The sequence below is a fragment of the Bacillus sp. 22190 genome (assembly GCF_052045575.1).
Classification (GTDB): Bacteria; Bacillota; Bacilli; order Bacillales; family Bacillaceae; genus Bacillus; species Bacillus altitudinis.
Window position 1 is genome coordinate 62579 of record NZ_JBQEPF010000013.1, and the last position, 25768, is coordinate 88346.

General features: G+C 40.6%; 27 protein-coding genes. 5 read left to right on the forward strand and 22 right to left on the reverse strand.

Annotated elements, in window-relative coordinates; all coding sequences use genetic code 11:
- Window positions 1-20: 20 nt before the first annotated feature.
- Window positions 21-1520 (forward strand): catalase KatX, encoded by a 1500-nt coding sequence (gene katX / locus ACTJKA_RS15615; protein ID WP_230677060.1) that lies wholly within the window; start codon window positions 21-23, stop codon window positions 1518-1520.
- A 48-nt stretch (window positions 1521-1568) separates the two neighbouring features.
- Here the strand turns inward: katX and wrbA are convergent, their stop codons facing one another.
- The 10 genes from wrbA to ACTJKA_RS15665 form a co-directional block, all read right to left on the reverse strand.
- The gene (gene wrbA / locus ACTJKA_RS15620; protein ID WP_045034926.1) at window positions 1569-2192 is read right to left on the reverse strand and encodes an NAD(P)H:quinone oxidoreductase; all 624 of its coding nucleotides are present in this window, start codon (window positions 2190-2192) and stop codon (window positions 1569-1571) included.
- Window positions 2193-2251: 59 nt separating this feature from the next.
- Window positions 2252-2863, reverse strand: a complete 612-nt coding sequence (locus ACTJKA_RS15625; protein WP_024718443.1) for an alpha/beta hydrolase — start codon at window positions 2861-2863, stop codon at window positions 2252-2254.
- Window positions 2860-3831 (reverse strand): ring-cleaving dioxygenase, encoded by a 972-nt coding sequence (locus tag ACTJKA_RS15630; protein ID WP_007497450.1) that lies wholly within the window; start codon window positions 3829-3831, stop codon window positions 2860-2862. Before ACTJKA_RS15630 ends, ACTJKA_RS15625 begins: the two co-directional genes overlap by 4 nt.
- A gap of 190 nt (window positions 3832-4021) precedes the next feature.
- On the reverse strand, window positions 4022-5539 hold the full coding sequence (locus tag ACTJKA_RS15635; protein WP_008347552.1) for an ABC transporter permease/substrate-binding protein: 1518 nt from the start codon (window positions 5537-5539) through the stop codon (window positions 4022-4024).
- Window positions 5532-6497 (reverse strand): ABC transporter ATP-binding protein, encoded by a 966-nt coding sequence (locus tag ACTJKA_RS15640; RefSeq protein WP_046344918.1) that lies wholly within the window; start codon window positions 6495-6497, stop codon window positions 5532-5534. Before ACTJKA_RS15640 ends, ACTJKA_RS15635 begins: the two co-directional genes overlap by 8 nt.
- Before the next feature lie 199 nt (window positions 6498-6696).
- Window positions 6697-6936: a 30S ribosomal protein S18 gene (gene rpsR, locus ACTJKA_RS15645; protein WP_008347556.1), complete on the reverse strand. Its 240-nt coding sequence runs from the start codon at window positions 6934-6936 to the stop codon at window positions 6697-6699.
- Window positions 6937-6977: 41 nt separating this feature from the next.
- Window positions 6978-7520, reverse strand: a complete 543-nt coding sequence (gene ssbA, locus ACTJKA_RS15650) for a single-stranded DNA-binding protein SsbA (RefSeq protein ID WP_007497456.1) — start codon at window positions 7518-7520, stop codon at window positions 6978-6980.
- 36 nt (window positions 7521-7556) lie between these two features.
- The gene (gene rpsF, locus ACTJKA_RS15655; protein ID WP_008347557.1) at window positions 7557-7844 is read right to left on the reverse strand and encodes a 30S ribosomal protein S6; all 288 of its coding nucleotides are present in this window, start codon (window positions 7842-7844) and stop codon (window positions 7557-7559) included.
- 108 nt (window positions 7845-7952) lie between these two features.
- Window positions 7953-9053 (reverse strand): redox-regulated ATPase YchF, encoded by a 1101-nt coding sequence (ychF, locus tag ACTJKA_RS15660; RefSeq protein WP_007497458.1) that lies wholly within the window; start codon window positions 9051-9053, stop codon window positions 7953-7955.
- A gap of 215 nt (window positions 9054-9268) precedes the next feature.
- Window positions 9269-9475 (reverse strand): DUF951 domain-containing protein, encoded by a 207-nt coding sequence (locus ACTJKA_RS15665; RefSeq protein ID WP_008347561.1) that lies wholly within the window; start codon window positions 9473-9475, stop codon window positions 9269-9271.
- Between the two features lie 294 nt (window positions 9476-9769).
- Between ACTJKA_RS15665 and ACTJKA_RS15670 the strand changes: the two genes are divergently transcribed.
- Window positions 9770-11089, forward strand: a complete 1320-nt coding sequence (locus tag ACTJKA_RS15670) for a hydrolase (RefSeq protein ID WP_217816514.1) — start codon at window positions 9770-9772, stop codon at window positions 11087-11089.
- Window positions 11090-11104: 15 nt separating this feature from the next.
- Window positions 11105-11515, forward strand: a complete 411-nt coding sequence (locus ACTJKA_RS15675; RefSeq protein ID WP_007497462.1) for a hypothetical protein — start codon at window positions 11105-11107, stop codon at window positions 11513-11515.
- Window positions 11516-11540: 25 nt separating this feature from the next.
- On the opposite strand, the gene ACTJKA_RS15680 is transcribed toward ACTJKA_RS15675, so the two are convergent.
- Window positions 11541-12596, reverse strand: coding sequence for a YkvI family membrane protein (locus tag ACTJKA_RS15680; RefSeq protein ID WP_080770811.1), 1056 nt, complete (start codon window positions 12594-12596; stop codon window positions 11541-11543).
- Between the two features lie 72 nt (window positions 12597-12668).
- On the opposite strand from ACTJKA_RS15680, the gene yyaC reads away from it, so the two are divergent.
- Entirely contained in the window at window positions 12669-13295 is a 627-nt protein-coding gene (gene yyaC, locus ACTJKA_RS15685; protein ID WP_440607838.1) for a spore protease YyaC, read from the forward strand.
- A gap of 25 nt (window positions 13296-13320) precedes the next feature.
- On the opposite strand, the gene ACTJKA_RS15690 is transcribed toward yyaC, so the two are convergent.
- From ACTJKA_RS15690 to rpmH, 11 genes are all read right to left on the reverse strand, one after another.
- The gene (locus ACTJKA_RS15690; RefSeq protein WP_035704116.1) at window positions 13321-14175 is read right to left on the reverse strand and encodes a ParB/RepB/Spo0J family partition protein; all 855 of its coding nucleotides are present in this window, start codon (window positions 14173-14175) and stop codon (window positions 13321-13323) included.
- Entirely contained in the window at window positions 14168-14929 is a 762-nt protein-coding gene (gene soj, locus ACTJKA_RS15695; protein WP_008360890.1) for a sporulation initiation inhibitor protein Soj, read from the reverse strand. The genes ACTJKA_RS15690 and soj overlap by 8 nt, the downstream gene beginning before the upstream one ends.
- A gap of 236 nt (window positions 14930-15165) precedes the next feature.
- The gene (locus ACTJKA_RS15700) at window positions 15166-15999 is read right to left on the reverse strand and encodes a YiiX/YebB-like N1pC/P60 family cysteine hydrolase (protein ID WP_046344925.1); all 834 of its coding nucleotides are present in this window, start codon (window positions 15997-15999) and stop codon (window positions 15166-15168) included.
- 128 nt (window positions 16000-16127) lie between these two features.
- Entirely contained in the window at window positions 16128-17003 is an 876-nt protein-coding gene (noc, locus tag ACTJKA_RS15705) for a nucleoid occlusion protein (protein WP_024718432.1), read from the reverse strand.
- Between the two features lie 105 nt (window positions 17004-17108).
- Window positions 17109-17828, reverse strand: a complete 720-nt coding sequence (gene rsmG, locus ACTJKA_RS15710) for a 16S rRNA (guanine(527)-N(7))-methyltransferase RsmG (RefSeq protein WP_007497477.1) — start codon at window positions 17826-17828, stop codon at window positions 17109-17111.
- A 13-nt stretch (window positions 17829-17841) separates the two neighbouring features.
- Window positions 17842-19728: a tRNA uridine-5-carboxymethylaminomethyl(34) synthesis enzyme MnmG gene (gene mnmG, locus ACTJKA_RS15715; RefSeq protein WP_035390146.1), complete on the reverse strand. Its 1887-nt coding sequence runs from the start codon at window positions 19726-19728 to the stop codon at window positions 17842-17844.
- A 17-nt stretch (window positions 19729-19745) separates the two neighbouring features.
- Window positions 19746-21125, reverse strand: coding sequence for a tRNA uridine-5-carboxymethylaminomethyl(34) synthesis GTPase MnmE (mnmE, locus tag ACTJKA_RS15720; RefSeq protein ID WP_008347587.1), 1380 nt, complete (start codon window positions 21123-21125; stop codon window positions 19746-19748).
- Window positions 21126-21527: 402 nt separating this feature from the next.
- The gene (gene jag / locus ACTJKA_RS15725) at window positions 21528-22151 is read right to left on the reverse strand and encodes an RNA-binding cell elongation regulator Jag/EloR (RefSeq protein WP_035390148.1); all 624 of its coding nucleotides are present in this window, start codon (window positions 22149-22151) and stop codon (window positions 21528-21530) included.
- Window positions 22148-22930 (reverse strand): YidC family membrane integrase SpoIIIJ, encoded by a 783-nt coding sequence (gene spoIIIJ, locus ACTJKA_RS15730; RefSeq protein ID WP_089374159.1) that lies wholly within the window; start codon window positions 22928-22930, stop codon window positions 22148-22150. The genes jag and spoIIIJ overlap by 4 nt, the downstream gene beginning before the upstream one ends.
- A gap of 158 nt (window positions 22931-23088) precedes the next feature.
- A complete protein-coding gene (gene rnpA, locus ACTJKA_RS15735; protein WP_035390150.1) occupies window positions 23089-23448 on the reverse strand; it encodes a ribonuclease P protein component in 360 nt (119 codons plus the stop codon).
- A 78-nt stretch (window positions 23449-23526) separates the two neighbouring features.
- Entirely contained in the window at window positions 23527-23661 is a 135-nt protein-coding gene (rpmH, locus tag ACTJKA_RS15740) for a 50S ribosomal protein L34 (RefSeq protein WP_008360908.1), read from the reverse strand.
- Window positions 23662-24281: 620 nt separating this feature from the next.
- Between rpmH and dnaA the strand changes: the two genes are divergently transcribed.
- On the forward strand, window positions 24282-25622 hold the full coding sequence (gene dnaA, locus ACTJKA_RS15745; protein WP_008347594.1) for a chromosomal replication initiator protein DnaA: 1341 nt from the start codon (window positions 24282-24284) through the stop codon (window positions 25620-25622).
- Window positions 25623-25768 lie beyond the last annotated feature (146 nt).

Below are 25768 nucleotides of genomic sequence, written 5' to 3' on the forward strand. Positions count from 1 at the left end.
CGGTAACAGATAATCAAAACATGAGAACCGTTGGAAATAGAGGACCGACTACGCTTGAAAACTACGATTTCCTAGAGAAAATCAGTCATTTTGATCGTGAACGCATCCCTGAACGTGTCGTTCACGCACGAGGTGCCGGCGCACACGGATACTTTGAAGCCTACGGTACATTCGGTGACGAACCCATTTCCACTTATACAAGAGCCAAATTATTTCAGGAGAAAGGAAAAAAGACCCCTGTCTTCGTTCGATTCTCTTCTGTTATTCACGGCGGACATTCACCAGAAACTTTACGCGATCCGCGGGGATTTGCGATCAAATTTTATACAGAAGACGGCAACTGGGATCTCGTTGGGAACAACCTCAAAATTTTCTTTATTCGAGATGCTTTGAAATTCCCTGATTTGGTTCATGCCTTTAAGCCTGACCCTGTGACCAATCGTCAGGATGGCGAGCGCATTTTTGATTTCGTTTCACAATCACCTGAAGCAACACATATGGTGACATTTCTCTTCTCACCATGGGGCATTCCCGCCACATACCGGCACATGCAAGGCTCTGGCGTCCATGCCTATAAATGGGTGAATCATGAAGGAAAAGCAGTACTGGTCAAATATCACTTTGAACCGAAGCAAGGGATTCGCAACCTGACACAAGAACAAGCCCAAGCCATTCAAGGGGAAAACTTTAATCATGCCACACAGGATTTATATGAAGCCATTGAACAAGGGGATCATCCTGAATGGGAAGTATACGCTCAAATCATGGAAGATGACACCCACCCCCATCTAGACTTTGATCCACTCGATCCGACAAAGCTCTGGTACAAGGATGACTATCCATGGAAACCGATCGGACGAATGGTTCTAAACAAAAATCCAGAAAATTATTTTGCAGAAGTGGAACAGGTTGCCTTTGGGACGGGGGTTCTTGTAGACGGATTAGATTTCTCAGATGATAAATTGCTGCAAGGACGTACCTTCTCATACTCTGATACGCAGCGATATCGTGTCGGGCCAAATTATTTACAGCTGCCGATCAATGCCCCGAAAAAGCATGTTGCCACCAATCAGCGAGATGGGCAAATGGAATATCATGTGGATCAAGGAAAAGGACAAAACCCCCATGTGAATTATGAACCGTCCATTCTCGGGGGATTAAAAGAAGCGCAGCAAGATGGAAAGGATCATACGCCTTTTGTAGAGGGTGAAGTCAAACGAGAAGCCATTGACCGCCCGAACAATTTCGGACAAGCGGGAGAAACCTATCGCCGCTTCAATGATTGGGAACGTGAGGAACTGATTAAAAACTTAGTCAACACCTTAGCTACCTGCCAAAAAGACATCCAAGACCAAATGATCGAAAACTTTACAAAAGCTGATCCTGACTACGGAAAACGTGTGGCCGATGGCTTAAAAGCCTTCAAACAAGAGGAGCCAAGCGGACCAATTGGATCAACAGGCGCGGCACAGGCTGTCAATGATGCGATCAACAACAGCACCCCTTCAGATCCTTATTAATGAAAAAAGAATGCAGCGGAGTGGCTGCATTCTTTTTGTATACATCTATTAAGCGTTTTGACCTTTTTTGATCCATTCTGCTACATTCACTGTACGTTTCGCCTGGTGTTTTGCGGCTGCTTCTGCATCCTCTTGGATCTTTCCATTTTGGTCAACAGTCACACTCACACCATAAGGGTTACCCCCTGCGCCGTATAGGGAATCATCCGTGTAGCCAGGAGCGGCAATAATGGCTCCCCAGTGGAACATCGTTGTATACAGGCTCAGAACCGTCTGCTCCTGTCCGCCATTTGGGTTTTGTGCAGATGTCATCGCACTCACTGCTTTGTTTGCTAGTTTCCCTTGGAACCATAAACCGCCTGTTGTGTCTAAGAATTGTTTCATTTGAGCCGGTAAGTTACCGAAACGTGTCGGCATGCTGAAAATAATGGCATCTGCCCACTCTAAGTCACTTAACTGAACCTCAGGGACATCTTTTGTTTCATCTAAATGTGCTTTCCATGCTGGATTTGATGCAACAACTGCTTCTGGTGCCAATTCAGGAACCTTTAAAATTTTGACTTCAGCACCAGCTTCTTTCGCTCCAGCCTCCGCCCATTTCGCCATCTGATAGTTTGTACCTGTTGAACTATAATAAATAATCGCTAGTTTTACGTTTTCCACTTGTTCCATCTCCTTTTGTTTGGTTTGCCCAAAAAGCTTCTGTAAAAATCCCACCTGTATTCCCCACCTTATTTAAATTGACGACGATACCACAATGCCGCAGCATCGACTTCTTCTCTCGTTAGCTGATGTCCACGATTTTCCCAATGAAGCGTTACGGATGCTCCCGCCTCCTGAAGCAGTTGCTCCAGTTCCTGAGATTCCTCAGGACGGCACATTGGATCATTTTCACCAGCTGCTATAAAGACTTGTTTCCCCGCTAATGAAGGTAATGAAACCCCTCGTCTTGGGACCATTGGATGATGCAGGATCGCTCCTTTCAGCGCATCTCCGTAATGGAATAACAGACTTCCAGCAATATTCGCCCCGTTTGAATAGCCGATGGCTACCACATTGTGACGATCAAATCCATACTTATCTGCTGCTTCCCCGATAAATGTATATAATTCCTCTGTACGCTCAATTAAATCTTGCTCATCAAAAACACCCTCTGCCAAACGCCTGAAAAAACGCGGCATGCCGTTTTCTGATACATTTCCTCTCACACTAAGAACAGATGCTTCAGGGTCTACCACTTCTGCAAGCGGCAATAAGTCTTGCTCTGTCCCGCCAGTTCCATGCAGCATGAGAAGGACAGGTTTTTGTTCATTCTTTCCTTTTTGAAAAAGATGCTTCATCATGAATCTCCTTTCCCTTTGATTTCTCTTACCTCAATCGGCAGCACGATTTGTTCAATTTGACTACGCTGCGCCTCATATTGCGGCGGCAGTTTCAACGCTTCACCCATCGTTTCCACAGATTCATCGTGTGCAAACCCTGGAGGATCGGTCGCAATCTCAAATAATATGCCGCCAAGCTCTCTAAAATAAATGGCATTGAAATAATTTCGATCTTGCACAGGCGTCACTTGATATCCGCTTTGCGCAACATGTCTTTGCCAATCTAATTGATCCTGATCATCTGTTGCTCTCCACGCAATATGATGTACAACACCCACGCCCATACGTCCTCGTGCAACAGGTGTCTTGTTCACATCAATGACATTGCCGATTTCTCCAAACGAACGGAATCTCACATAATCTCCTTCCGTGCCGACTTTTTCAAGTCCCATCGTTTGCTCTAGCAGCTGCATCGTTTGCTCAGGCTGTGAAGTTAATAAAACAGCTCCGCCAAACCCTTTAATCGCTACTTCTGGTGTCACCCCATTAAATGTCCAGTCATTCTGTTTTCCTTCTTCACGTTCTACAAGTTCTATCAATAAACCGTGCGGATCTTCAAATGAGAGAAAGGCCTCACCAAAGCGTTCAATCATTTCATAAGAAACGTCAAACTGCTCAAGGCGTTCCTTCCAAAAAGAGAAGGCACCGGTCGGTACGACATATGTTGTCACACCTACTTGACCTGCTCCAATTTGTCCCTTTTGTGCACCTGGCCAAGGGAAAAACGTAATAATAGTACCTGGAGAACCTCCTTCATTTCCAAAATATAAATGGTATGTGCCTGGATCATCAAAATTGACGGTCTTTTTCACGAGACGCAGACCTAAAACACCTGCATAAAAATCAACGTTCTCCTGAGGATGACCAACAATTGCTGTGATATGGTGAATTCCTTCTGTTTTCTTCACTTCTAATGACCTCCTCTTCATGACGTAACATGTCCTTACTCATTATGTCTTGACTGATGCTTTTATATTATCTCGAATTCGAGATATATGATCAAAAAATATATTTATCTCGAATTAAGGATATTCTTTTTTGAAATAGATGTCAATGATTTTTGTTTTTTTCTTTTCAAAAGCAGGTCGCTTTGTATATAGCAGACCTGCTTCCCCTTGATTATTGAAGCAATTTTTTCTTTTTTAAATAGGCTTCAGCTACTTGGAATGCATCTTTCCCCTTCACATTGACTTCGTAATTCATTTCTCTCATCTCATCATCTGTGATTTGACCAGCGAGCTTGTTGAGAGAGGCCTCAATCTCAGGATACTCTTTTAATGTCTCCTGTCTTAGCAAGGGCGCTCCTTGATAGGGCGGGAAAACATGCTTATCATCATCAAGCACCTTCAATTTGTATTGTCTCAATTCACTGTCTGTTGAATACGCATCGACCAACTGAATATTCCCTTTTTGAATGGCGCGATATCGAAGTTTCGGTTCCATCGTGACCACATCGTCAAAAGAAAACTGATAAGCTTTTTGAATGCCTAAATATCCATCCTGACGATCAGAAAACTCTAAAGTAAAGCCAGCACGTATACGATTCTTGATTTGACCCAGATCTGAAATCTTTGATAAATCATATTGATCCGCTAGTGATTGAGGCACGGCTAAAGCATATGTATTGTTATAAGCCATCGGCTGAAGAAGCTGAAGCTGAAAGGATGACGCCAAACCTTGGCGCGCTTGCTCATACACTTTTTCCTTATCCGTGCTTTTCGCTGTTTCTTTCAGAAATTCAGAAATCGCTGTCCCTGTAAATTCAGGATAGATGTCAATATCACCAGACCGCAGTGCTTGAAAAACAAAGGACGTCTTACCAAGACCAGGCTTAAGATTGACTTGGATATCTGTATCCTGCTCAATTAAAAGCTTATACATGGAGATCAAAATTTCAGGCTCTGACCCCAGCTTCCCTCCAATGGTGATCTCTTTCTTTTCTTGTTGAAACAGCAATGGGGCAGCGACAACTGCTCCTGCTATTACAGCAAAGACCGTCACAGAGATCACGGTTTTTTTAAAGGAGATTTTCTCAAGTGTCCGCAAGACCACATCAAATAAGAGCGCAAGTAATGCAGCTGGAATAGCACCAATGATGATCAACGACATATCATTTCGATCAATTCCAAGCAGAATCAGACTCCCTAATCCGCCTGCCCCAATAAGAGCTGCAAGAGTGGCTGTCCCTACAATAAGAACCATCCCTGTTCGGATACCTGCCATGATCACAGGCATAGCAAGAGGGAGTTCTACTTTTAATAAGCGTTTGCGGTGATTCATCCCCATAGCGAGCGCCGCTTCTCGGAGCGACGGATCGACCTCACGAATGCCTGTATATGTGTTTCTTAAAATAGGAAGAAGAGCATAGACGACAAGAGCGATAATTGCGGGCACTTGACCAATCCCAACGAGAGGAATCAGAAGTCCAAGCAGCGCCAAAGACGGAATTGTCTGCAAGACAGCCGTCACCCCAATGATCCACTCTGCTATCTTAGGGACTCTCGTTAAATAAATCCCTAAAGGAATGGCAATCAAAATCGCTAGAAATAACGCAATGAAGGAAATTTGAATATGCTCAAGTAAGGCGTGTCCGAGCTGATCTTTTCGAGCCCATAGCACACTGGTCCATTCATTCATGTGTCTCGCCCCTCTCAGCAGAAGTACCGGCTAAATACTGAATCACCGCTTGACGAGTGATGAGCCCGATCCGTTCCCCATCCTTCTCAACAACAAGCTCTTCATGCTCTACCAGTCGAGATAGAACCTCTTCTAGCGTCGCATGGATGGAGACCACCTCATCGCCTAACAGATCTTCTTGAGGCATGGGCTGAGAAATAGTTGTCAGCTCAAATGCTTGATGGTCTACATGACGGGCAGCTCCTGAAACAAACTCCCGCACAAATGGATTCACTGGATGCTGAATCAATTCCTCTGGGCGACCAACCTGCACCACTTTTCCTTCATTCATCACACATATCCGATCTCCAAGTTTCATGGCTTCCTGCATATCATGTGTCACAAAAACGATGGTCTTTTGAATACGGCGCTGTAACTCAAGCAGATCATCTTGTAATTTCTCTCTCGTCAGTGGATCTAACGCACTAAAAGGTTCATCCATTAGGACAATCTCAGGATCAGCAGCAAGTGCCCGTGCTACGCCGACTCGCTGCTGCTGTCCTCCTGAAAGCTCTGCTGGCTTTCGATGTCGATAGGTAGCAGGCTCAAGCCCCACCATGAACATCAACTCATCAACACGCTGATTCGTCTCAGTCCGCTTCCATTGTTTCAGCTCTGGCACTACAGCAATATTCTCTTCTATGGTCATATGAGGGAACAACGCTATTTGCTGAAGCACATAACCAATATCCCAGCGCAGCTCATAAATATCATAATCGCTGATGGTTCGACCCTTTATGTAAATCTCACCTTCTGTAGAAGAGATGAGACGATTAATCATTTTCAAAGTCGTCGTTTTCCCGCTTCCACTAGGTCCAATCAATACAAAAAATTCACCTTTCTGAATCTCCAAATCAACAGATTGAACGGCATACCGGTCATCAGAAAACTGCATCGATACATTCTTAAATTCAATCATCTTCCCACGCCCTGACTGCAAGTATATTTTAAAATACCAATATGACAGATTAACCTAGTATTTGTATAGAACAAACTGTCACGTTAACTCTCTTTTTACATACTTCCCCTAGTTAGACTGCCAGAAACGACTTTCTCATAAAAGTGAGACAAATAAAAAAAGCGAAGAGCTCAAGGCCCTTCGCTTTTAAGTCAACGACTTACTCACCAGTAACGTATGGAAGTAATGCCATTTGACGTGATTTTTTAATCGCTAATGTCAATTTACGTTGATACTTAGCGCTAGTTCCTGTTACACGACGAGGTAAAATTTTACCACGCTCAGAAACAAACTTTCTAAGAAGATCAACATCTTTGTAATCGATGTGCGTGATTCCGTTAGAAGTAAAGAAACATACTTTACGACGTTTCGCACGACCGCCTCTGCGTCCACCTGCCATTTGTTTTCACACCTTTCCTTTGGTCATTTTTTTCAGATCAATTAGAATGGCAAATCATCATCGGAGATGTCAATCGGTTTACCATCATTCGCAAATGGGTCATCATTGAAGCTATTTCCCTGATTACGATTTTGGTTGTTTTGATTGCCATATGGATTTTGACTTGGTTCATTTCCAAATGGATTCTGATCGTTTTGGCTGCCGCCATAATACTGGCCTCCGCTATTACCACCGCCGCTGTATCCACCTGAACCAGCACCGCCGCTTTTAGGCTCAAGAAATTGAACACTTTCAGCTTGAACTTCTGTCACGAAGACACGCTGTCCTTGCTGGTTTTCATAGTTTCTTGTCTGCAAGCGACCGTCTACACCGGCAAGACTTCCTTTTTTCAAGAAATTAGCCACGTTCTCGGCTTGTCTTCTCCAAGTAACACAGTTAATGAAATCGGCTTCACGCTCTCCAGATTGATTCGTAAACGTACGATTCACAGCTAGAGTAAACGTGGCTACAGCCGCACCATTAGGCGTGTAGCGAAGCTCAGGGTCTTTTGTTAGTCTTCCGACCAATACAACACGGTTTAGCATATTGAAAGACCACCTTTAAATATATATTTCAATGATTTATTCTTCTTCTTTAACAACAATGTGGCGAATGATATCGTCACTGATCTTAGCTAAGCGGTCAAATTCTTGAACTGCTGCAGCGTCAGATTGAACGTTTACGATTTGGTAGAAGCCTTCACGGAAATCGTTGATTTCGTATGCAAGACGACGTTTACCCCAATCCTTTGTTCCAGTGATCTCCGCACCGTTAGAAGTTAACACGTTATTAAAACGGTCGATAACTGCTTTTTTAGCCTCATCGTCAACTGTTGGGCGGATGATGTACATAACTTCGTACTTTCTCATCTGATTGCACCTCCTTTTGGTCTAAGCGGCCCTATACGGGCAAGGAGCAATAAATTATATTACTCACAATTGTATATTATAACAAATTACTTGGCCTATGACAAGAACCTATACGTTAAAACGGAAATGAATAACGTCTCCATCTTTCACTATATATTCTTTACCTTCTAAACGAACTTTACCTGCTTCTTTTGCAGCAGACATACTTCCGCCAGCTAGTAAATCTTCATAAGCAACCGTTTCAGCACGAATAAATCCACGCTCGAAGTCCGTATGAATGATTCCAGCACATTCTGGTGCCTTCATTCCTTTTTTAAATGTCCAAGCACGTACTTCTTGCTCACCTGCTGTGAAATACGTAGCTAAGCCAAGAAGTGAATAAGACGCTTTAATCAACTGATCTAAACCTGATTCTTTAATGCCAAGCTCTTCAAGGAACATTTGCTTCTCTTCTCCTTCAAGCTCTGCAATTTCAGACTCAATCTTCGCACAAACGACGATGACTTCAGCGTTTTCGCCAGATGCAAACTCACGAATTTGCTGTACATATTCGTTTCCGTCCTGATCTGCTACTTCGTCCTCACTCACATTTGCTACATACAGAATAGGTTTTGACGTGAGTAAATGAAGTTGCTTCACAAGCTTCTGCTGCTCATCTGTAAATTCAACCGATCTTGCAGATTTTCCAGCTTCAAATGCGTCCTTCAGCTTTTCCAAAATATCAAATTCAGCTACCGCTTCCTTATCTTTTTGTTTCGCAAGCTTACTCACACGAGTTAAACGCTTTTCAACCGTTTCTAGATCAGCCAAAATCAATTCTAAATTAATCGTTTCAATATCTGACACTGGGTCAACCTTACCTGACACATGTGTAATGTTATCATCAGCAAATGCTCTCACCACGTGACAGATTGCATCTACTTGACGAATGTGAGAAAGGAATTTATTCCCTAAACCTTCTCCTTTAGATGCCCCTTTCACAATACCAGCAATATCAGTGAATTCGAAAGCAGTCGGAACTGTCTTTTTGGGCTGCACTAATTCTGTCAGTTTTTGCAAACGCTCGTCTGGAACTTCTACAATTCCGACGTTTGGATCAATGGTACAGAACGGATAGTTAGCAGACTCCGCTCCAGCCTGTGTAATTGCATTAAATAGCGTTGACTTCCCGACGTTAGGTAAGCCAACAATACCAGCTGTTAAAGCCATTCTTTCATCTCCTCTATATGAAACGTGCTCGTTATACTGCGTAATATGAACCTAGAGCAATTATAAGTAGGTTTACATGAAAAGACAAGCTAACCATCATGCATTTTCAATAGAAGAAACATTACCAAAAAGACTAAATCGGAGCTTTAAAATGAGAAATTGCATCTGTTTCTCTGAACAAAAGACAAATTTCATCAAAAAAGCATGAGGCCTACTTAAGCAGTTGGCTCCTCATGCTTGACGAGAATTTTCTTCATTTTTCGTTCAAAATCTCTTCTTGGGATCATCACGCTGTGCCCGCACCCTTCGCATTTAATGCGAATATCCATGCCCAAACGAATAACTTTCCACCGATTGGCACCACATGGATGGGGTTTTTTCATTTCAACGACGTCATGTAACCCAAATGCTTTGTCTGCCATCAGCATTCACCTCTCTTGCTCACTTCATTAAATCTATTGTACAAAAAAATGCCGATGGAGAGCAATGCACAAAATAAAGAGCCGCTGTCATGTATCAATCCCGTTCTTTTTTATAGAAAAAACCCTTCTTTTAGATCATTTTATTTGTGACCAATAGTTACTTAAACTCCGCTTTTTTTCAATATTGTCACAAACACTGTAGGTCAAAAGGTTTTTATTGGTAGAACGCTGTGGTTTTTCCATATTTTTTGATTTATGATATCTGCATAAATGTTATGTGAGGGAGCAGGTACGATGGTCAATCGAAAGGATAGATTAACCGACAAAGATTATAAAATCATATCCGATCACGCTGGAAACGCAGAGAATTACCAGCAGAACCATACGATAGAAGTAGGTCAGCATACGCTCACTGTCAACGATTTTCTAAAAATAGATCATCAATTATATGGTTTAACGATGCAGCAGGAACAGTCAGATGAGTTCATTGTCGCGTTTCACTGTCCTCTGCCAAAACAAATGACGGTGACATCGACACAAGATGTTCAAACGGCTACCCAATCATTGTTAAAAACGGATTATGCCTACCCCATTGAAAGAAAATCCTTAGCCGGAAAACAAGATCATGTCTTTTTTAAAGGGAAGGAATACATCAAGGACGTCTGTCAGAAGCACCCGAATGCAACCATCTATCTCACTGGACAAGCGCTTGCCGGTGCTGTTTGTGCTTACATTGCGACAGAACAGCCAGCTGTCAAAAAAGCCATCACATTCGATAGCCCAAATATATGGAGCAGCCTGGCACCTTCCATTCAACAAAAAGCAGTAGAAGGAAAATATACCCATGTTCTCACGGAATATATTCAACCCAATCATTATGTAGGTTTACTCAATCGCCATGATCATGGAGTTGGACAAGTCAAGTACACCGTACCGCCCCGGGAGCAGGGATCGGTCCAAGAATCCATAAAATATAAACCAAGAGAAATTGACACCTTTTTAAGATCAGCTTTTGCATCAATGAATATAGAGTGGAACGAATCGTTTGATACAAATGCATTTTTGGCTCTCGTTTCAGGAGAATTCAAAGTAAATGGGTATTCATTCCATTCGAATGGAACCGCTCGTATTTTAGATGAACAGCTTGATCACAATACAAGTTTTACAGCGATGCTTTTACAAGAAATCCATTCAGGCCGTGCATATGCACAAAACGGGCTTGAAATTATCATAAAATCCCATTTACTAAAAAATTCATCGTATGATCTACAAAGTATTATTGAACATGAAGTACACACTGTATTTGAGAAAATAGATGGAATTGATGATAGTGTAAAAGATGCCGTCCATCATGTAAAACAAGAACTGAAAGGACTTGTCGGCTTCGGTCACTATGATTTATTAACCCATAGCGATGTAGAAGCACTGTTAGAGGAAGTAAGGATGGAGCAGCCGCAATCAACCTTTTATTCTCATGAAAAACAACTGAATGCCTTGTACACCTTGAGAGACTACGAACAAGAACTTTCCACCCTTTCAAGACATATGTACACAATGGGTGATGACTATGCCAAGGCAGATAGACGCCTTGCGATGCAAATGGGTATTCGTTAAGAAAGGAGTCGCCATATGATCAATCAAAATAAACCTCCTAGTGACGCCCAGCGTTTCTTGCAAAATGTGAGTGCCCGCCGCTCCATGTCTGTATTCGAAAGTCAATCTGCACCACAAACACAATCGCAATCACCTGAAGAAATTGCCGCTATTCAGGCCATGCGCAGAGAAGGACAACGAAAAGATTTAAAGCGATTGCTGAAAATGCGGCTTCACGATGAATTGGCAAACACACGCATGCACTTGGAGTACCAATTGTCCAAAACAGAAGACATGATGAACCAGACAACCATTGTCAAACAGCATGTATCCCAGCATTTAAAGGGACAAGCCATATCAGAAATAGAGGAACGTATGCAGCGTCTCCAGCACATGCCTGTATATGACGATATCAAGGAAGCGATTGATTCCATTCGGATAAAATAAGCACTTCTCTTTAAAAGAGAGGTGTTTATTTTATTTTATCAGTATAATTTTTAGAACGGAAAAATATCTTTTTACTTAAAATCGGATACAGCATTAAACAGACAAGCAAATAAAGATTGAGCAAGCTGTAAATCGGATACAAGAAAGCAATCAAATCAGCAAATCCAAGAGAGGTTAAAGGTGCCATCAAAAGAAGCATGATGAATACAATGAACCAGCGGGGCATTCGTACAAAAGAGAGCATGCGGCTGGATAAACCAAATAATCCCGCAGCGGTTGTTGTATAAATCGCTAAACAAAGAACAATGGTCATAAACACAAACAATGATGTTGGTGCCCCCTCTAATACTGTAAACAAAGGAATCCCTTCTGCTGAAAGACTCCCAGAAATATCAACTAGTATTTCGTTATACACATAAGAAATGACACCAAAAATCAAACCGCTTAATATACTCGCAACTTTGGCCTCTCCAAGCCCCTTCATTTCTTTCCCCACTGAAGACAGCACCGCCACAACAGATAATATATTCAAAGAAGCAAAGACGATACTGGCTGGCCAATTGTATTGCTGGCCAAAATCAATTCTCCACATATGATCATGATTCATATAATAAAAAACAAACGCATAGATGAGCCCCACCACCAAAATTGGTATAATGAAAGCATTCACAGATAAGAGACCTTTCACATCCCAGAAAAAAATCATAAATGAGAATAAACAAAATGCACCGATTCCAACCCAAAATGGCACATGATACATCTCAAGTGTCACCCCGCCACCGGCAATCATGACTGTTGTTGTCGTGAATAGATAAAGAACAATTAAAATATCATACACCTTGGCCAGCCAAGGACCTACAAGACGCTCTAACACCGGCACAAAATGATCAGCACGCACCTCATAACTGATTTTTAACACCACATAGGTCGACAGCATAAACATGAGCGTAAACAGTAGAATGGCTAGTCCGCTATCAAGGCCAAAAAACTGCCATATTTCTTGACCGGAGGCATATCCCGCTCCTATCAAGCTTCCTAAAATTAAAAGCGTCCACCTTGAACCAGCCTTCCACACAATCATCACCTCATAGGTATAGAATTAAGCTTGTTTCCGTATACTGTTACTAACTACTATGACAAGGAAGTGAGACCTATGAATAGCAAGAACGGTCTTTTTTTAAGAAATAGGGTGAAAGAATACGTGTTCCATACGGATACAAATGCCATTCAGCAGCTTAAAAGTATTTTATTCTCGCATCTTCAGAAAGCAGGAAAAAGACCCGTTGCCATCGTCTGCATAGGAACAGACCGCTCAACCGGTGACTCTCTAGGTCCACTTGTAGGAACAAAGCTTTCAAGTCTTGATTTAAAAAAGCTGCATGTATACGGCACTCTCTCTGACCCAGTGCATGCGGTCAATTTAAAGGAAAAGCTCGCTGAAATTGAACAAGCTCATAAACATCCATTTATCGTAGCCGTTGATGCCTGTTTAGGTAGAGTGAAAAGTGTAGGATCGTTTCAAATTGGAGAAGGACCGTTAAAGCCCGGTGCAGGTGTGCAAAAAGAGCTGCCAGAAGTAGGCAATATTCATATTAATGGAATCGTCAACGTGAGCGGTTTTATGGAATACTTCGTTCTCCAAAACACACGTCTTCATCTTGTAATGTCTATGGCCAATACACTTTCTGAAAGTCTATCCCACATTGATCAAATGGATTGGACGAGAGAAAAAAGCCGTTCTCTTTTCACCCCTATTCAAAATATCACGGGAAGAATATAAAAAAGACCATCTCATATCAAGATGGTCATTCCGATGATTCTCTCGTAGAAAGCAATTCAAGGATTCTTTCTAAATCTTCATTTGAGAGAAATTCAATCTCAATTTTCCCTTTTTTCTTCTGTTTCTTGATCGTCACTGAAGTACCAAAGTAATTTTGTAAGAAAGATTCTCTTTCTTTCAACACGCGATCCTTTGGTGCTTCTTTTTTCTTTGTTTCACGTGGAACATTTTCATTTAATTGCTGAACAAGTTTCTCAACCTGACGGACATTTAATCCTTCGTCCACGACCTTCTTTACCAATGGCGCCAGCTTCTTTTTGTTTTTCAAACTAAGCAGCGTGCGTCCATGTCCCATGGATAATGTTCCATCCGCAATCAGCTTCTGTACTTCATCCGGTAATGTTAATAAACGAAGGTGGTTCGCAATATGCGGTCTGCTTTTGCCTAATCGCTTGGCTAATTCCTCCTGAGTCACACTTAAGTGATCTAGTAAGGAGGCATAGGCTTCCGCTTCCTCTAATGGAGATAAATCCTCGCGCTGTAAGTTTTCTAAAAGAGCGATCTCCCTCATCAGTGTTTCTGAAAATTCCCTGACGATCGCAGGAATCGTTGTCAAACCAGCTTGTTGTGCTGCACGGAAACGGCGTTCTCCCGCGACAATGTCATATCCCTTAATGGACTTACGAACAATAATCGGCTGTAAAACACCATGCTGCTGAATTGATTCTTTGAGATCAGACAATGCATCATCATCAAACGTTTTCCTCGGCTGATAAGGGTTCGGACGCAAATCCTTCAACTTAATTTCTTCGACAGTTTCTTCATTGGAATCCACATTGTTAAATAGCGCATTAATACCCTTTCCAAGACCTTTAGCCATTCGCATCCACTTCCTTTGCTAAGTCTAAATAGACATCTGCACCTCTTGAACGTGGATCATACAAGATAATAGGTTTCCCATGACTAGGCGCTTCACTTAGTCTCACATTTCTCGGAATCACGGTCTGATAGACTTTATCTCTAAAGTATTTTTTTACTTCTTCGATGACTTGGATTCCAAGGTTTGTTCTTGCATCCAGCATTGTCAGTAAGACACCTTCAATGGCAAGGTCGGTATTTAGATGTTTCTGCACAAGACGAACAGTATTCAACAATTGACTCAATCCTTCAAGCGCATAATATTCACACTGAACCGGTATTAAAACAGAATCGGATGCAGTTAACGCATTAATCGTCAGTAATCCAAGTGATGGCGGGCAGTCAATAATCATATAATCATAATTTTGCTTCACAGATTCAAGTGCTCTTTTCAGCCTCACTTCACGTGAGATCGTAGGCACAAGCTCAATTTCCGCCCCTGCAAGCTGTATCGTCGCAGGAATGACATCAAGATTTTCGACCTCTGTCGTCTTAATCACATCAAGTACATCTGCATCGTCTACTAAAATATCGTACACGCACTTCTCTACGTCTGCCTTCTCAATCCCAATACCACTCGTGGCATTTCCCTGCGGATCAATATCAACTAACAACACTCGTTTTCCTATGTATGCTAAACACGCACCCAAATTAACAGAAGTTGTCGTCTTCCCAACGCCGCCCTTCTGGTTGGTAATCGCTATGATTTTCCCCACGATGTCACCCACTTTCAACTTAACAAGTTTCTCATTCATTCATACTTCCTATTCTATCAAAAAAAGTATGAAACGTTTGCTTTTTTTGTTCCCCCATTATAAATTCGTGAATGAATCTGTGTTTCCGTACATGAATAGATGCATAAAAATACGCTCTAAAGATATATTAATATATCTTTTTGAAGAAAATAACGAAACAAAAAACCCCCACTTTCATAAAAGTGAGGGAGATACAATCAAAAGTTTAACCCGCCAATTTTTCGGCCTTCGCTTACAATGACTTTAGGTGTCACTGTTTTATAGTTCTTCTTTTTCAAAAAACCATAGGGTGCTTTAATGGTAAATGTGGCATGTCCAACAGCGTCCCCGGTTTTCGCGTAAGCCTGCCATACAATCTTTGAACAATAAGTAGGGTCCAAGGATTGAATAGACATAGTGATCGAATATCGAGCCTTCGGATGGTCTTTCACGTAATCATGCGCCCAATCCCCTGCTAAATCTGCCTTTTCCTGATGATTAATCCGAATCACCTTTGTATTGGCACTATAGCGAAACCAGCTTTGAATGGAATCAATATTTGGATGCTGCCGGAACCCAGGAATGGATGCATAGCTTTTCTCATTAATGACGATGCCTGCATGACCAATTAAACCATTCAAAGCACCAGTGCTCGTCACCAATATATCCCCTTTTTGAGGCATAATATCGGTTCCAGGATACGGTTTACCAAAAAGATGGCGAATGGTATTCGGCCTTTCATCCGTTACCATTTCATCCTGTTTGTTTTGCCTTAAACCATAGTTCTCCAAATCATCATCAGCTGTGATCACATCGATCGCATCGTCCTGAGACGCTTGCTCTTGATTTAATTGTTGAACCGTTACATCTGTCGAAACCACACCTTGTTTCTTCAGAGTACTCAGTTCTTCTTTCGTAATCGTTTCTTCCGCTGAATGAGTATCATGATTCGTTGACGTGCTCACAGCAAACACAGTCATTTCATTTGAAAAAAGAGAAAAAGAGATTAGTAAATAACAGATAATAGCAAAAATAGTCTTTTTCATTTTCATCAGTTATATGTCACCTCCCTTCTACTATGAAAATCATATTTTACCAATTAATTAATAATAAGTAAATATCATGAATTGAAGGGAGAGAAAGACAAAAAAGCTGACGAGTAATGCTCATCAGCTTCTTTCTATTTAGGAATTCGAATCGTTAATTGGATATATTCCTCAAATTCTTCTTCCTCGGTATTTATTTTAAGTCCGCTGTCTTCTACCATGTGGAGAGACTGACGAATGGTATTCATCGCAATTCGCGTATCTCGGCTAAACGCCTTACGTTTCGGCTTCGGTTTGCGATCTGTTTTTTGTTCAAGCATCTTCACTACACGCTCTTCAGTCTGTTTCACATTCAGCTGCTTTTCGATGATTTCCTGCAACAGCGTGATTTGTAATTCTGGCAGCTTTAGAGGTACAAGTGAACGGGCATGCCTCTCAGAGATTTTTTTCTCCAAAATGGCTTGCTGTACCTCTTCAGGCAACTTTAAAAGTCTTAGTTTGTTTGCAACAGTCGATTGTCCCTTACCTAAACGCTGAGCAAGCGCTTCTTGCGTTAAATCATGAAGCTCTAAAAGACGTGCATAAGCATGAGCCTCTTCAATTGCAGACAGCTCTTCTCTTTGCAAATTTTCAATCAATGCCACAGATGCCGTTTCCGTATCAGTAAAATCTTTTATAATAGCGGGGATCTTCTCCCATTGAAGAGTTTGTACCGCTCTCCAACGTCTTTCGCCGGCGATCAGTTCATATTTTCCTTCCTCTTCTGTTGGTCTAACAACAATCGGTTGAATAATGCCATGGGTATGAATGGTTGTGGCCAGCTCCTGTATCTTTTCTTCTGAAAAAATGGTGCGTGGCTGAAAACGGTTAGGCATAATTGTGTCGACCGGGAGCTCCTGTATCTCTTCCTTTAATGTTTCATGCTCAGCAATCTCTGCCTCTATTTCGGTATCACGCTCTGGATGTTCTTTGTCACCAAGCCCGAAGAAGCGTGAGAGTGAATGCTTCATGAACCTACACCACCTTTAAAAACTACCTTTTTATAATTCTATTTTCTCATGTTTTTTCCTTCTGTAAAATCATAAATATTGAAGAAAAACCGACCTTTTACATGATCAACCCTCTATTGGTGATTTATTAGGTGTTCCTGGTTTTCTAGGATATTTTTTTGGTGTTTGTTTTTTCTTTTCAATGACAATGATGTTCCGTTCGCTTTCTTCTAAAGGAAGAACAAAGGAATGCTTTTCAACAACCTCTCCTCCGAGGACAGTAACGGCTTTTTTTCCTGCTTGCATCTCTTCATCTGCAGCAGATGCTTTTAATGCAACAAACAAACCTTCCTTTTTCACAAGAGGCAGGCATAGTTCGCTCAAGACAGATAAGCGCGCAACTGCTCTAGCGGTGACAAGGTCATAGCTTTCACGTTGATCTTTACGTTGTCCAAAGGTCTCCGCACGATCATGATAAAAAGTAGTATCTTGTAAGTTTAACCCTTTTGCTAACTCATTGAGAAACGTAATGCGTTTCTGGAGAGAATCAACAATGGTCACATGTAGATGAGGGAAACAAATTTTAAGAGGAATGCTTGGAAAACCAGCACCAGCTCCAATATCACAAATTGTTGTCACATTGTGAAAATCAATAAAAAATGCTGCTGATATCGAGTCATAAAAATGCTTTAAATATACTTCTTCCTTTTCTGTAATGGACGTTAAATTCATCTTCTCGTTCCATTCTACAAGCATATGGAAGTAAGTTTCAAATTGTTCAAGCTGCACTGGAGAAAGAGTGATCCCTTTCTCCTCTAGTGCTGCTGTAAATTGTTCAATGTTCATGCCGACATCCTTTCTACTCTGCTATCTTCGCAATACGTCCCTGCTCCAAATACACTAAAAGGATAGAAATATCAGCAGGGTTAACGCCTGAAATACGAGAAGCCTGTGCAACAGAAAGCGGTCGGACTTCTTTTAGCTTTTGCTTCGCTTCAGTTGCAATCCCTTTGATGGCATCATAATCGATTCGATCCGGAATCTTTTTGTTTTCCATCTTTTTCAGCTTTTCAACTTGTTGGAGCGACTTTTCGATATAACCTTCATATTTAATTTGAATCTCTACCTGTTCACACACATCAGCAGGAAGCGATGTGTCAGCAGGAGCTAGTTTCACAACAGATTCATAGTTCATCTCTGGGCGCTTCATCAGATCACTAGCGCGAATACCGTCCTTCAATTCACTTCCACCAAGTGAACGAATATATTCCTGTGTCTCTACTGTAGGTTTAATAATGACAGAATATAAACGTTTTTTCTCTGCTTCAATGGCCTCTTTTTTCTGTGTGAATGCTTGGAATCTCTCTTCAGAAATTAAACCAATGTTATATCCAAGTTCCGTTAATCTTAAATCAGCATTGTCATGACGCAGAAGTAAGCGGTACTCTGCACGAGAAGTTAAAAGACGGTAAGGTTCATTTGTACCCTTCGTGACAAGATCATCAATGAGAACACCGATATATGCATCAGATCGGCTTAAAATGACTTCTTCTTTACCCAATGCTTTTCTTCCTGCATTGATACCTGCCATAATTCCTTGACCTGCTGCTTCCTCATAACCAGAGGTACCATTAATTTGGCCAGCTGTATATAATCCAGAAATTTTCTTTGTCTCAAGTGTAGGCCACAATTGTGTAGGCACAATCGCATCATACTCAATGGCATAACCCGCTCGCATCATTTGTACATTTTCAAGCCCTGGAATGGTTGACAGCATTCGCTGCTGTACATCCTCTGGCAGACTTGTAGATAAACCTTGAACATACACTTCTTGCGTATTACGGCCTTCTGGCTCTAAGAAAATTTGATGTCTCGGTTTATCATTAAAACGAACCACCTTATCCTCAATAGACGGGCAGTATCTAGGACCTGTTCCTTTAATCATACCTGAATACATAGGAGAACGGTGAAGATTCTCATCAATAATTTGATGAGTCTCTAAACTAGTGTATGTTAACCAGCATGGTAATTGATCTGTAATATATTCCACAGTTTCATAAGAAAACGCACGTGGTACATCATCACCTGGTTGAATTTCTGTCTTACTATAATCAATCGAGTGGCTGTTTACTCGAGGTGGTGTCCCAGTTTTAAAGCGAACCAAATCGAATCCTAATTCTGCTAGATGATCCGATAATTTAATGGAAGGCTGCTGATTATTAGGACCGCTTGAATAAGAAAGATCACCTAAAATAATGCGGCCTTTCAAGAAAGTACCAGTCGTTAGAACAACAGACTTCGCGCGATAATTTGCACCTGTTTGAGTCACGACACCTTTACATTCATCATCTTCTACAATTAAATGATCTACCATCCCTTGCAGCATTGTTAGGTTTGGTTCATTTTCCATTGTTTTTTTCATTTCGTGCTGATATTGAAACTTATCTGCTTGCGCTCTTAACGCACGGACAGCAGGTCCCTTCCCAGTATTCAGCATACGCATTTGAATATGTGTCTTATCTATATTTCGTGCCATTTCTCCGCCTAGCGCATCAATTTCTCTGACGACAATCCCTTTAGCGGGACCTCCTACGGACGGATTACACGGCATAAAAGCAACCATATCGAGATTGATGGTCAATACAAGTGTTTTGGCGCCCTGTCTTGCAGAAGCAAGAGCAGCCTCAACACCAGCATGACCGGCACCGACGACGATTACATCATATTGGCCAGCTTCATAACCCATTTCTTTTGTTCCTCCCTTTACTTTCCTAAACAGAATTGAGAGAATAACTGATCAATTAAGCTTTCATGAACAGCATCCCCAATAATTTCACCTAGCTGCTCCCAACAGCGTGTTAAATCTATTTGAACAATGTCGATCGGTACATCCATTTCAATTCCTTCTAGAGCATCCTCAATCGATTGTTTTGCTTCTTGAAGGAGCGCAATATGCCTAGTATTGCTTACATACGTTAAATCTCCACTTTCAATTGAGCCAGTGAAGAATAAAGATTGAATGGCCATTTCAAGCTCATCAATCCCTTTTTCTTGTAATAAAGATGTTGTCACGACTGGACGATCTTTCGCTAACTCTTTTACTTTTTCTACATCAAGTTTAGGCTCAAGATCAGTCTTATTGACAATCACAATAATATCCATACCCGAGACAGCCTCAAATAGCTTAATATCTTCCTCAGATAACTCTTCACTATAATTGAGCACAAGTAAAATCAGGTCAGCTTCTTTTAAGACCTGTCTTGATCGTTCGACCCCAATACGCTCAACAATGTCTTCAGTCTCACGTATACCTGCAGTATCTACTAAACGGAGCGGTACTCCTCTTACATTCACATATTCCTCGATGACATCTCTGGTTGTTCCAGGAATATCGGTCACAATCGCCTTTGTTTCCTGAACAAGACTATTTAATAAGGAAGACTTCCCAACATTTGGCCTTCCAATAATAACAGTGGATAAGCCCTCACGTAGGATTTTCCCCTGCTGTGAAGTCGTTAGAAGCGATTCAATTTCCTTTTTCACAGATGTCGCCTTTTCAACTAAGACTCGATGTGTCATTTCTTCCACATCGTCATACTCTGGATAATCAATATTCACTTCTACATGGGCAAGTGTCTCCAATATCTCACCACGAAGACGTTTAATCAAACCGGAGAGACGTCCCTCCATTTGAGTCATTGCGACATTCATCGCACGGTCAGTTTTTGCACGAATCAAGTCCATTACGGCTTCTGCTTGTGACAAGTCGATTCTTCCATTTAGGAAAGCACGTTTTGTAAACTCACCTGGCTCCGCTAATCTCGCTCCTTCTTTTAAAGCAAGCTGCAAGACTTTATTGACCGTGACAATTCCGCCATGGCAGTTGATCTCAATAACGTCTTCTCTCGTAAATGTTTTTGGCGCTCTTAATACAGACACCATGACCTCTTCTATCACTTGCTCGGTATTTGAATCTACAATATGACCATAATGAATGGTATGAGAATCCACTGATACAAGTTTTTTTTCCTTAGGCCCCTTATACATGCGATCAGCAATCTGAACTGCATCAGGCCCGCTTAAACGTATAATGGCAATTGCCCCTTCACCCATTGGTGTAGAAATTGCTGCAATTGTATCCACCGCTCATTCACCTCTTTCTCTATTCAATAGACAGTCTTATATCTATTAAATGGACGTTGTCCATCTCTATATCAAAAACGCTTAATCCAAAATTTAAAGATACCACAAATGCATGCGAAGCGAAAGTAGCCCACATTTAATTATCCACAGTTTTGCACCCTGTCTATTTTAACACTTAACTTATCCACATGTGAATAACGACGTTCTAAACTTGTCTTCACATCTTACACCTAAATCCAATAAATTAAAACGTCCTTCTCCCTTTGCAACTAAGGGAAAATGACGTTTTCGATTTAAATAACACACTAACTTTTTAGAAATAAAGGATTAATCTACTATTAAAAGGTAATTTTTCAATAAAAAAAGACTAAAATCCAGCTTTGCTGAATCTTAGCCTTTCTGTTATTTTTTATACATCACCACAACATGACGCTTGCTGCCTGTATCTTCGGATGCCGTGGCAAGTTCTTTAGAAAATGCTGCAATCGTATCATGAACGACTTTTCGTTCATTCGAAGGCATCGGTTCTAAATGAACCTTTCTCTTCGTTTTTAAAACACGATTTGCCGTTTTGATTGCGTATTGTTCAAGTGCTTCTTGTCGTTTCTTCCTATAATCTCCAATATCAATTGTAATATGATGATATTGATCAGAATAACGATTAAACACTAACTGCACCAAGGTTTCTAAAGAGTACAGTGTTTGTCCTCTTTTTCCAATCATTAATGAAGTTTTGTCTCCATCAATGTGAAAAGAGATCTTTTTCGTTTCTTTTTTCGAAACAATGTTTGCTTTAGGATCAATTGATTTAACAATTTTATCTAAATACTGTGTTGCTAATTTGAGCGCATCTCGCTTTTCTACTAACTTGACAACAGCTTGTCTTTTACCAAATAATCCTAAAAACCCTTTATTTCCTTCATCTACTATTGTGATATCCACTTCTTCTTGTAGTAGTTGAATTTGTTTCAGTCCGGAATCTACTGCTTCTTCGACTGTGCGACCGACAGCAGTTATTTCCTTCATTTTTTGTTCCCGCCAGCTTTTTCTTTTGTATCAACTTTTACTTGAGGTGTTTTAATGACCAACGTTTGAATGATCATGAAAATGTTACCTACAACCCAGTACAGTGAAAGTGCCGCTGGGAAACTGATTGCAAATACAATGATCATAATTGGCATCACCCAAAGCATAATCGCCATTTGAGGGTTGTCCGAAGGATTTCCAGCCATCATTAGCTTCTGCTGAATAAAAGTAGCTACACCTGCAATAATCGGTAGCAGGAATAATGGATCTGGACTGCCTAAGTCAAACCATAAGAAAGTATGCTTCTTGATTTCAGCTGTTCTCATGATCGCATGATAAAAACCAATTAAGATTGGCATTTGAATTAAGATTGGGAAACACCCTGCTAATGGATTTACACCATTCTTTTGGAAAAGAGCCATTGTTTCCTGTTGAAGCTGCTGCTGTGTTTTTTGATCTTTTGAGCTATATTTTTCACGAAGCTTCTTTAGTTCTGGCTGAAGTGCTTGCATTGCTTTTGTACTTCTTAACTGTTTAATCATTAATGGTAAAATGAGCAAACGAATCAAAAGAGTTACAATAATAATCGCTACACCATAGTTTTCACCAGTTAAGTTTGCCATGTAAGTGATTAATTGAGATAGCGGGTATACAATGTAAGAATTCCAGAATCCCTTACTATCTGATGTGATTGGTTCATTGATTTGTGTACATCCTGCCAATAGAACCAACACGCCAATCAAGCTAAATATTAGTAATAATCGCCTTTTCAACAAGATTCCTCCCATTACTTCAAACTTTATTTAAGTTGGAATTGATTACGAAAGTGACTCACCTAATCAGTATGGTAACATTTTTTCATTACAAAGTGGTGGTTTCATTTTAATTCACTAGATGAAGGAAGCGCTTTTAAAAATTGATTCAACGAAAGTTTCTATTACGAAGACTTTTTCGGTTGTTGTTGATAAACAGCGGATTTTCTAAATAAATGCTGGAGAGACTTCTTTGTTTCTTCAAAGGTCAATTCGCTTGCTGGTTTTCGTGCGATAACAATGTAGTCTTTTTCTTGCTTTAGCTTATGACCTTCCTCTAAGAACACCTGACGGATCAATCGTTTAATCCGGTTTCTTATCACTGCATTACCTATCTTCTTACTGACAGACAATCCTAAACGCAGTTCTTCTTGATCTGGTTGGTCCAGCTGATAAATGACGAATTGGCGATTAGCCATTGATTGACCTTTTTTGAACACTGTTTGAAACTCTTCATTTTTTTTTAGCCTGTTTCGCTTCTTCATGTTTTCTTCCACTCCGATAAAAACTGACAATTCATTTACGATTTTATGTAAAAAAGACCACTGACATTATTCAGTGGCCTAAGCTGATAATTTTTTTCTACCTTTGCTGCGGCGTCGCTTTAAAACTAGACGTCCGTTTTTAGAACTCATACGGCTGCGGAAGCCATGAACTTTACTACGCTTACGGTTATTTGGTTGAAACGTTCTTTTCATTTATGACACCTCCCTGAGGAATAGCTGTTTAAGACAGTCTAACTCATTATATTTGTGTAACCCATCGATTGTCAATATCAATGATAAAACTCTTATTATCAACCTTATAAGCATAACACAAGTTATCAAGTGAAGAAACCTTCTTTTTTAGTTTCCAGCATTTTATTCTTTTTTTCCTTCAAAAAAACCTTCAAAACAAGGTTGTGGATATTTTTCCGGCATATTTTGACTATCCACATCCATTATCGACATTTTTTTCACACAAATAACCTATGTGGATAATTATTTTTCAACAGGATGTAAAGTGTGTGGATAAGTTTGTGACACCCATTGCACCATCTTGTTTATTTTGATATTATATTTGTGTTTTAACTCTTAATTACTTATCTGGCCTATTTACCTTATCCACAATTTGTGGATAACCTGTGGAAAGTTATTACACAGCTTGTTGAATTGTTTATCCACAACCTGTGTAATTTGTCGAAAAGACGTTTTTCTACTATATTAATTGTTTTCAACAAAGTATGTGCACGAATGGTGATGACCATTTGCTCTTTTTCGTGTTCTATAACAGTTTGATACTGGTCATTTTAAAAAGAAAAGGAGGGGGGAGAAGCCTTATGGAAAATATTTTGGATCTGTGGAATAAAGCACTTCAAAAAATAGAGACAAAATTGAGCAAACCTAGTTTTGAAACATGGATGAAGTCCACTAAAGCCCATTCTCTTCAAGGAGATACGCTGACTATTACTGCACCTAATGAATTTGCAAGAGACTGGCTCGAGTCAAGATACCTTCACTTAATTGCAGATACCATCTATGAACTGACAGGCGAAGAGCTCAGCATCAAATTTATCATTCCTCAAAATCAGGACGAAGAGGAAGCCATGCCAAAATCTCCAATCAAAAAAATGTCGAAAGAAGAACCCGTTGAAATTCCACAAAATATGCTGAATCCAAAATATACATTTGATACTTTTGTTATTGGTTCAGGCAACCGTTTTGCTCATGCCGCTTCACTTGCAGTCGCAGAAGCACCAGCAAAAGCATATAACCCGCTTTTTATTTATGGGGGCGTTGGTTTAGGAAAGACTCACTTAATGCATGCGATCGGTCATTACGTCATCGATCATAATCCATCAGCCAAAGTGGTCTATCTATCATCTGAAAAATTTACAAATGAATTTATCAACTCAATCCGGGACAACAAAGCAGTCGATTTCCGTAATCGCTATCGGAATGTAGATGTGCTTTTGATAGATGATATTCAATTTTTAGCAGGAAAAGAACAAACACAAGAAGAGTTTTTCCATACATTCAACACACTTCACGAAGAAAGTAAGCAAATCGTCATTTCTAGTGACCGTCCGCCAAAGGAAATTCCGACACTTGAAGACAGATTACGCTCTCGATTCGAATGGGGCTTAATTACAGACATTACCCCGCCAGATCTAGAAACGCGTATTGCGATCTTACGTAAAAAAGCAAAAGCAGAAGGTTTAGACATTCCGAATGAAGTCATGCTTTATATTGCCAATCAAATCGACAGCAACATTCGGGAACTGGAAGGTGCTTTGATTCGTGTTGTTGCTTACTCTTCTTTAATCAATAAAGACATCAATGCTGATCTAGCAGCTGAAGCCCTAAAGGACATCATTCCTTCATCGAAACCTAAGGTGATTACAATTAAAGATATTCAAAGAATTGTAGGGCAGCAATTTAATATTCGATTAGAAGATTTCAAAGCGAAGAAACGTACGAAATCAGTTGCTTATCCAAGACAAATTGCGATGTATCTCTCTAGAGAAATGACCGATTCCTCTCTACCTAAAATCGGAGAAGAATTTGGTGGACGAGATCATACGACCGTCATTCATGCTCATGAGAAAATTTCAAAATTAATCGTTGAAGATGAACAGCTTCAGCAGCATGTCAAAGAGATCAAAGAACAACTAAAATAATCAAGCTGATAAGATAAGTACGGGAAAATGTGAATAACTAGAGCATAGTCATACACAGTCTGTCCACATGTGGATAGGCTGTCTTTCCTTTCTTTCTACTGACTTATCCACATATTCACAAGCCCTACTAGTACTTCTACGATTTT